This window comes from Streptomyces sp. NPDC002566 (assembly GCF_042889585.1).
In the GTDB taxonomy this organism is placed as follows: Bacteria; Actinomycetota; Actinomycetes; order Streptomycetales; family Streptomycetaceae; genus Streptomyces.
Window position 1 is genome coordinate 145,009 of record NZ_JBIARD010000012.1, and the last position, 7,969, is coordinate 152,977.

A 7,969-nucleotide genomic window follows, 5' to 3' on the forward strand; every position below is an offset into this window, starting at 1 on the left:
GAGGTACGTGGATGACCAGTACGGTTCCCGCGCTCGGCACACGGACGGCCGAAGGCTCGGCCCTGCAGGCCGTGCTCCTCGACATGGACGGCACCCTGGTCGACACCGAGGGCTTCTGGTGGGACGTCGAGGTCGAGGTCTTCGCCGGCCTCGGACACACCCTCGACGACTCCTGGCGCCACGTCGTCGTCGGCGGCCCCATGAGCCGCAGCGCCGGCTTCCTCATCGAGGCGACCGGAGCGGACATCGCCCTCCCCGAGCTCACCGTCCTGCTCAACGAGGGCTTCGAGAACCGCATCACCCGCACCCTGCCCCTGATGCCCGGAGCCACCCGCCTCCTCGCCGAACTCGCCGAACACGAGGTCCCCACCGCCCTCGTCTCCGCCTCGCACCGGCGCATCATCGACCGCGTCCTCACCTTCCTCGGCCCGCAGCACTTCGCCCTCACCGTCGCCGGCGACGAAGTCGCACGCACCAAGCCCCACCCCGACCCCTACCTGTTCGCCGCCGCCGGCCTCGGCGCCGACCCCGCCCGCTGCGCCGTCGTCGAGGACACCGCCACCGGCGTCGCCGCCGCCGAGGCCGCCGGCTGCCACGTCGTCGCCGTCCCCTCCGTGGCGCCCATCCCGCCCGCCGCCCGCCGCACCGTCGTCCCCTCACTCGAACACGTCGACCTGACATTCCTGCGCGGCCTCATCACCGTCTGAAGATCACCGGCGGCGCGCCGGCGACGGAAAAGAGCGGACGTTCACCCAGCGTGCGCGACCGGCGACGACGGGAATTCCGCATCCGTGCGCACGGTGAATTCGAACCATCACCGACGGCTGAATTCCGCTTCCACCGCACCCCCCGGGACCTGTGACGTTCCCCACGCGAGACGGGGTCGACACGGACGCCACCGTGTGCTGGTCACCCCCGCGAGGGGGGTCCGCACGCGCCCATGTGTCCCGATTGGTCAGACGCTGCACGAAACATTCCCCGCTCGGGTTTTCGGTCCGTCCGCACCCGGTTTCGCAGCGTGATGGGCTTTCAACTCCGGTGCCCGCGAACCGCCGTGCCGACCCGGACTAACCTCGACGCGAGAACAACGCAGTTACCCCCGTGTCCCGCCGCGACACCCCTGCATGCCGGGTACACGGACTTGAGAGCTCTGGAGAAACTCGAGCATGAACCGCAAGACTTTGGTGCTGCCGGCCGTCGTCGGTCTGCTCGCGCCCGTGCTCGCCGCGTGCGGCGGGTCCGACAGCGGCAGCGGCGGCGACAACGGCGCCATCGTCGTCGGCACCACGGACCGGTTCACCGCCACCAAGGACGCCCCCGCGCCGTTCGACCCCGCCTACTCCTACGACGTCGGCACCTGGAACGTCCTGCGCCAGACCGTGCAGACCCTGATGATCCAGCCCAAGGGCGACGGCGACCCCGTCCCCGAGGCCGCCCAGAGCTGCGGCTTCACCGACAGCGGCAACGAACGCTACGCCTGCAAGCTCCGCGACGGCCTGAAGTTCTCCAACGGCGACCCCGTCACGGCCGAGGACGTCAAGTTCTCCATCGACCGCGCCCGCTCCATCAAGGCCGATTCCGGCGTCTTCGCCCTGCTGTCCACCATCGACACCGTCGAGACGCAGGGCGACAACGAGGTCATCTTCCACCTCAAGACCGCCGACGCCACCTTCCCGTTCAAGCTGTCCACCCCCGTCGCCGGCATCGTCAACCCCGCCGACTACGACAAGGGCAAGCTCCGCGAAGGCTTCGCGATCGACGGCTCCGGGCCCTACACCCTGAAGACCGAGACCGACGGCGACGCCGTCACCAAGGCCGTCTTCACCAAGAACCCCGAGTACAAGGGGGTCCTCGACGTGAAGAACGAGAAGGTCGACATGGTCTCCTTCGAGGACGCCGACGCCATGGGCGCCGCCCTCGACAAGGGCGACATCGACGTCATGACCCGCACCATGACGCCGGAGCAGATCAAGAAGCTCTCCGACGCCGGCGGCGCCAACAAGGAATCCCTCGTCGAACTCGCCGGCCTGGAGATCCGCTACCTCGCCTTCAACACGAGCGGCCCCACGGTCAAGACCAAGGCCGTCCGCCAGGCCATGGCCCAGGTGATCAACCGCAGCGAGCTCGTCTCCGCGGTGTACGGCACCCAAGCCGAACCGCTCTACTCGCTGGTCCCGGCCTCGATCACCGGCCACTCCAACTCGTTCTTCAACACCTACGGCGACCCCGACCCCGCCAAGGCCAAGGCGCTCCTGAAGGAAGCCGACGTCAGCACCCCCGTGAAGCTGACCCTGAACTACACCACCGACCACTACGGCGCGGCCACCAAGCAGGAGTTCGAGCACCTGCAGAAGCAGCTCAACGCCAGCGGACTGTTCGACGTCACCATCAAGGGCACGCCCTGGGCGACCTTCGTCCCCGCCGAACGCAAGGGCCAGTACGAGGTCTACGGCATGGGATGGTTCCCCGACTTCCCCGACGCCGACAACTTCCTCGCCCCGTTCCTGGACAAGGACAACTTCCTCAAGTCGCCCTACAAGAACGGCGACATCATCGACGACCTCATCCCGCAGTCCCGCCGGGTGGCCGACCGGCTCACCGCGGCCAAGAGCCTGACGAAGATCCAGGACATCGTCGCCCAGGACGTCCCCGTCATCCCCCTGTGGCAGGGCAAGCAGTACGTCGCATCCAGCGACGACATCACCGGCACGGCCTACGTGCTCAACTCCTCCGCGAGCCTCCAGCTGTGGGAGCTCTCCCGCGGCGTGAGCGGCTGACGCACCTCTCTCATCGACGTCCCGGGGCCCGGACCTGCGGCGGCCACGGCCCCGGGACACCGAGATTCGACGACAAGGCACACCTACGTGAACATGCGCAACCAGTGGCCGCTCCTGCCCATCATGGCGGGGCTGGCCTCCGGACTGCTGACCGGATGCGGCTCGCAGGACGGCGGCTCCGGCGGCGACGGCTCCTCCGTCGTGATGGGGATGTCCGACGAGGTCCTCGCCACGGACCCCGCCTCGGGATACGACCCGGGCTCATGGCTGTTGTTCAACAACGTCTTCCAGTCGCTGCTGAGCTTCCCCAAGGGGGGCACCGAGCCTCAGCCCGACGCCGCCAAGGAATGCTCCTTCACCGACACCCGGACCACGGTCTACAAGTGCACCCTGAAGGACGGCCTGAAGTTCAGCAACGGTGAAGCGCTCACGTCCGAGGACGTCAAGTTCTCCTTCGACCGCATGCTGAAGATCAACGACGACGCCGGCCCGGCCATCATGTTCCCCATGCTCGACCAGGTCGAAGCACCGGACGAGCACACCGTCGTCTTCAAGCTGAAGGTCCCCGACGCCACCTTCCCCAGCAAGATCGCCTCCGGCGCCGGCTCCATCGTCGACCACCGCTCCTACGACGCGGGCAAACTCCGCGAGGACGGCGAAGCCGTCGGCTCCGGCCCCTACAAGCTGGACTCCTTCAAGGACGACGAGGCCGTCTTCTCCGTCAACGACAACTACGAGGGCACCGCCGACGTCCAGAACACCGGCGTCACGATCAGGTTCTTCAAGGGCGACCAGGGCGCCCTGAAGAAGGCCCTCCTCGCCGGCGACATCGACATCGCCTACCGCGGCCTCACCGCCGCCGACATCTCCGAAGTCGAACAGAGCAACGACAGTACGGGCGTCGAAGTCGTCGAAGGCACCAGCGCCGAAGTCCAGCACCTCGTCTTCAACATGGACGACCCCGTGGCCGGAAAGCTCGGCGTCCGCAAGGCCATCGCCCACCTCATCGACCGCGAAGCCCTGATCGAGAACGTCTACAAAGGCACCGCCACGCCGCTGTACTCGATCATCCCGGCCGGCATCGGCGGCCACAACACCGCCTTCTTCGACCGCTACGGCGCCCGCCCCTCCAAGGCCAAGGCAGCCGCCGCGCTCAAGGAGGACGGCATCACCGACAAGGTGAAACTCACCCTGTGGTCCACCCCCTCCCGCTACGGCCCGGCCACCGACGCGGAACTCAAGGCCATCGCCGCCCAGCTCAACGCCAGCGACCTGTTCACCGCCGACGTCAAGTCCGTCGCCTACGACCAGTACGAGAAGGACATCGCCGCCGGCAAGTACGGCGTCTACGTCAAGGGCTGGGTCCCCGACTACCCCGACGCCGACAACTTCACCGCCCCCTTCTTCGGCGAGGGCAACGTCCTCAACAACAACTACGCCAACGACACCATCACCGGGAAGCTCATCCCGCGCACCGCCGCCCAGAGCACCCGCACCTCCACCGACACCGACTTCGCCGAACTCCAGGACATCGTCGCCCGGCAGATGCCCGTCCTGCCCGTCTGGCAGGCCAAGCAGTACGCCGTCGTCCATGAGAACGTCTACGGCCTGGAGAACTGCCTCGACGCCTCCACGGTCTTCCGCTTCTGGGAACTCCACAAGGGCTGACCCGGCCGCCACACCACCACGAAGGGCGCCCCCCACGGGGGGCGCCCTTCCGTCGTACCGCACCTCTCAAGACCGCCACACGGCCGCCACAAGACGCCTCTTACTGCGCGCCAGGACGCACCAGCCCGCTCTCGTACGCGTACACCGCGGCCTGCACCCGGTCCCGCAGCCCCAGCTTCGTCAGCACATGCCCCACATGCGTCTTCACCGTCGTCTCGCTCACGAACAGATCCGCCGCGATCTCCGCGTTCGACAACCCCCGCGCCACCAGCTTCAGCACCTCCACCTCACGGTCCGTCAGCGTGTGCAGCGTGTCCGGCACCGGCTCCTCACCCGACGGCAGATGCGTCGCGTACTTGTCCAGCAGCCTGCGCGTGATGCTCGGCGCCAGCATCGCCTCACCGTCGGCCACCACCCGGATCGCCTGCACCAACTCGTTGGCGGGCGCGTCCTTCAACAGAAAACCGCTCGCCCCCGCCCGCAGCGCCTCCACCACATACTCGTCGAGGTCGAACGTCGTCAGCACCAACACCTTCGCCGGACCGTCCCGACCCGGCCCCGTGATCTGCCGCGTCGCCTCCACACCGTCCATCCGCGGCATACGGATGTCCATCAGAACCACATCGGGCTGCAGAGCCCGCACCTGGTCGAGGGCCTGCAAACCGTCACCGGCCTCACCGACCACCGCGAGATCCTGCTCCGCCTCCAGAATCATCCGGAAGCCGGTACGCAGCAGCGGCTGGTCGTCGACCAGTAGGACGCGGATGGCCACGTAAGTCTCCTTAGTTAGTCCGGCCCCATTCTGCCCTGAGCGTCCACCGCCGGCCCGACCGCCCTCACCGGCAGCGGATACGGCGGGGGAGTCCCACCGAACTCCGGACAGTGCGCCCGGTGATCGCACCAACCGCACAACTTCGTCGGCCGCGGCCGCCATTCACCCGTCTCCGTGGCCCGGCGGATCGCCTCCCACAACGCCAGCAGCTTGCGCTCCACCCGCTCCAGATCGGCCACCACCGGGTCGTACGTCAGCACATCACCGCTGCCCAGATACACCAGCTGAAGCCGGCGCGGCACCACCCCCTTCTGCCGCCACACCACCAGCGCGTAGAACTTCATCTGGAACAGCGCGCCCTCCGCGTACTCCGGCCGCGGCGCCTTGCCCGTCTTGTAGTCGACGATCCGCACCTCACCCGTGGGCGCCACATCCACCCGGTCGATGATCCCGCGCAGCGTCAGCCCCGACTCCAGCTCCGCCTCCACGAACAGCTCCCGCTCGGCAGGCTCGAGCCGCGTCGGATCCTCCAGCGTGAACCACCGCTCGACCAGCCCCTCCGCCTCCGCCAGCCACCCGGCCAGCCGCTCACCCTCCGGGTCGTCCGCGAACAGATCCACCAGCTCCGGCCGCGACTCACGCAACCGGTCCCACTGACCCGGGATCAGCGACTTGGCCCGCGGCGCCGTCCGCTCCACCGCCGGAGCGTCGAACAGCCGCTCCAGCACCGCGTGCACCAACGTCCCCTTCGTCGCCGCCGCACTCGGCTTCTCCGGCAACCGGTCGATCACCCGGAACCGGTACAGCAGCGGGCACTGCATGAAATCGCCGGCCCGCGACGGCGACAGCGAAGCGGGCGCCACAGCGGCGACCGCCTTCCCACCCGCCGCCGCGCCCCCCTGAGACCCCGCTCCCGACTCCGACTCCACCCGCGCCTCCGACTCCACCCGCGACTCCACCACACCGCCCCCGACCGCCCCGGCGACCCGCTCGCTGCTGCTCTCCATGCCCCAGACCATACGGCCCACCACTGACAGTCACCCACTCCGTCCGCTACAGCAGTGAAAACACAGGGGTGCCGGGGCGGAACACGCCACCACGGCCGCATACCATCGATCCCGAGACCCTTCCGCCCGCCAGGACGGGAGACGCATCGAACGAGGGGACACCGTGGTGGAAAGCGGCGGGAACGGGCAGCCGCGGCCGGACAGCGAACAGCCGGCCAAGCCCCCCACGACACCGACCGAGGGCCCGCCCCCACCGGACACCGACACCCCGGCACCGGGCGACGCCCCGGCACCCGGCGAAACCCCCGCACTCCCCGACGCCTCCGCACCCGCCGACGCCGCGCGACCCCACGAAACCCCCGCCCACACGCACGGCGACCACCACCCCGAACGCCCCCACGCCCACACCCCGGGCGGCGCGGCACCGGGCCCCGCCCTCGGACAAGCCCCCGCCGGCAAAGGACGCCCCCCCAAAGCCCCCGAACCCCGCGGCGGACTCCTCATGGGCCGCCCCTTCGGCGTACCCGTCTACGTGGCCCCCAGCTGGTTCCTCGTCGCCGCCCTCATCACCTGGGTGTTCGGCGGCCAGCTCGACCGCGTGCTCCCCGAACTCGGCGCCGCCCGCTACCTCGTCTCCCTCTTCTTCGCCGTCGCCTTCTACGCGTCCGTCCTCATCCACGAACTCGCCCACACCGTCGCCGCACTCCGCTTCAAACTCCCCGTCCGCCGCATCCAGCTCCAGTTCTTCGGCGGCGTCTCCGAGATCGAGAAAGAAGCCGAGACCCCCGGCCGCGAGTTCTGGCTCGCCTTCGTCGGCCCCCTGCTCTCCCTCGCCCTCGCCGGCGTCTTCTACCTCGCCATGCAACCCGTCGAGCCCGGCACCGTCCCCGGCGTCCTCCTGGCCGGCCTGATGATCTCCAACCTCATCGTGGCGGCCTTCAACCTCCTGCCCGGCCTCCCCCTCGACGGCGGCCGCATGCTCCGCGCCGTCGTCTGGAAGATCACCGGCAAGCCCATGACCGGCACCGTCGCCGCCGCCTGGGTCGGCCGCGCCCTCGCCGTCTCCGTCCTCATCGGACTGCCCCTGCTCACCCAGTCCGGAGCCCTCGGAGACGCCGCCGAGGACAGCGTCGGCATGGACACCGTCATGGACGCCCTGCTCGCAGCCATCCTCGCCGCGATCATCTGGACCGGCGCCGGCAACAGCCTGCGCATGGCCCGACTGCGCGAACACCTCCCCGAACTGCGCGCCCGCAACCTCACCCGCCGCGCCGTCCCCGTCGAGTCCGCCACCCCGCTCTCCGAGGCACTGCGCCGCGCCAACGACGCCGGCGCCCGCGCCCTCGTCGTCGTCGACGCCGACGGCGAACCGCTCTCCCTGGTCCGCGAGGCCGCCATCGTCGGCGTACCCGAACACCGCCGCCCCTGGGTGGCCGTCAGCGGCCTCGCCCAGGACCTCACCGACGGCATGCGCGTCTCCGCCGAACTCGCCGGAGAAGACCTCCTGGACGCCCTGCGCGCGACACCCGCCACCGAATACCTAGTCGTGGAGGAGACCGGCGCGATCTACGGCGTCCTGTCCGCAGCCGACGTCGAACGCGCCTTCGTCAAGGCGATGGCCCGCCCCAGCTGACACCCCCCCCGGGGGGGGGGGGGGGGCCCCCCCCCCCCCCCCCCCCCCCCCCCCCCCCGCCCCCCGCGGCCCCCCCCCCCCCCCCGGGGGGGGGGGGCCCCAGTACCCCCCC

6 protein-coding genes are annotated in these 7,969 nt (G+C 69.8%); 4 read left to right on the forward strand and 2 right to left on the reverse strand.

The annotated features are described in order from the left end of the window. Positions 1 to 11: 11 nt before the first annotated feature. The 3 genes from ACFYXA_RS33910 (at position 12) to ACFYXA_RS33920 (ending at position 4,445) form a co-directional block, all read left to right on the forward strand. On the forward strand, positions 12 to 707 hold the full coding sequence (locus ACFYXA_RS33910) for an HAD family phosphatase (protein ID WP_352247839.1): 696 nt from the start codon (positions 12 to 14) through the stop codon (positions 705 to 707). A gap of 459 nt (positions 708 to 1,166) precedes the next feature. Then, positions 1,167 to 2,777, forward strand: coding sequence for an ABC transporter substrate-binding protein (locus ACFYXA_RS33915; RefSeq protein WP_352247837.1), 1,611 nt, complete (start codon positions 1,167 to 1,169; stop codon positions 2,775 to 2,777). 87 nt (positions 2,778 to 2,864) lie between these two features. Continuing rightward, positions 2,865 to 4,445 (forward strand): ABC transporter substrate-binding protein, encoded by a 1,581-nt coding sequence (locus tag ACFYXA_RS33920; RefSeq protein WP_352247835.1) that lies wholly within the window; start codon positions 2,865 to 2,867, stop codon positions 4,443 to 4,445. Positions 4,446 to 4,545: 100 nt separating this feature from the next. Here ACFYXA_RS33920 and ACFYXA_RS33925 read toward each other — a convergent pair whose 3' ends face one another. Beyond that, positions 4,546 to 5,217 carry a response regulator transcription factor gene (locus ACFYXA_RS33925; protein WP_130444203.1) on the reverse strand — a complete coding sequence of 224 codons (672 nt, stop codon included), beginning with the start codon at positions 5,215 to 5,217 and terminating at the stop codon, positions 4,546 to 4,548. A gap of 14 nt (positions 5,218 to 5,231) precedes the next feature. After that, the gene (locus ACFYXA_RS33930; RefSeq protein WP_389040216.1) at positions 5,232 to 6,224 is read right to left on the reverse strand and encodes a RecB family exonuclease; all 993 of its coding nucleotides are present in this window, start codon (positions 6,222 to 6,224) and stop codon (positions 5,232 to 5,234) included. 163 nt (positions 6,225 to 6,387) lie between these two features. Here ACFYXA_RS33930 and ACFYXA_RS33935 point away from each other — a divergent pair, with 163 nt between their 5' ends. After that, positions 6,388 to 7,857 (forward strand): site-2 protease family protein, encoded by a 1,470-nt coding sequence (locus ACFYXA_RS33935; RefSeq protein ID WP_389040219.1) that lies wholly within the window; start codon positions 6,388 to 6,390, stop codon positions 7,855 to 7,857. Positions 7,858 to 7,969 lie beyond the last annotated feature (112 nt).

Excerpts from the sequence above, each read along its gene's own strand:
- ACFYXA_RS33910 (WP_352247839.1), top strand. The coding sequence starts at position 12 with ATGACCAGTACGGTTCCCGCGCTCGGCACACGGACGGCCGAAGGCTCG.
- ACFYXA_RS33915 (WP_352247837.1), top strand. The coding sequence starts at position 1,167 with ATGAACCGCAAGACTTTGGTGCTGCCGGCCGTCGTCGGTCTGCTCGCG.
- ACFYXA_RS33930 (WP_389040216.1), bottom strand. The coding sequence starts at position 6,224 with ATGGAGAGCAGCAGCGAGCGGGTCGCCGGGGCGGTCGGGGGCGGTGTG.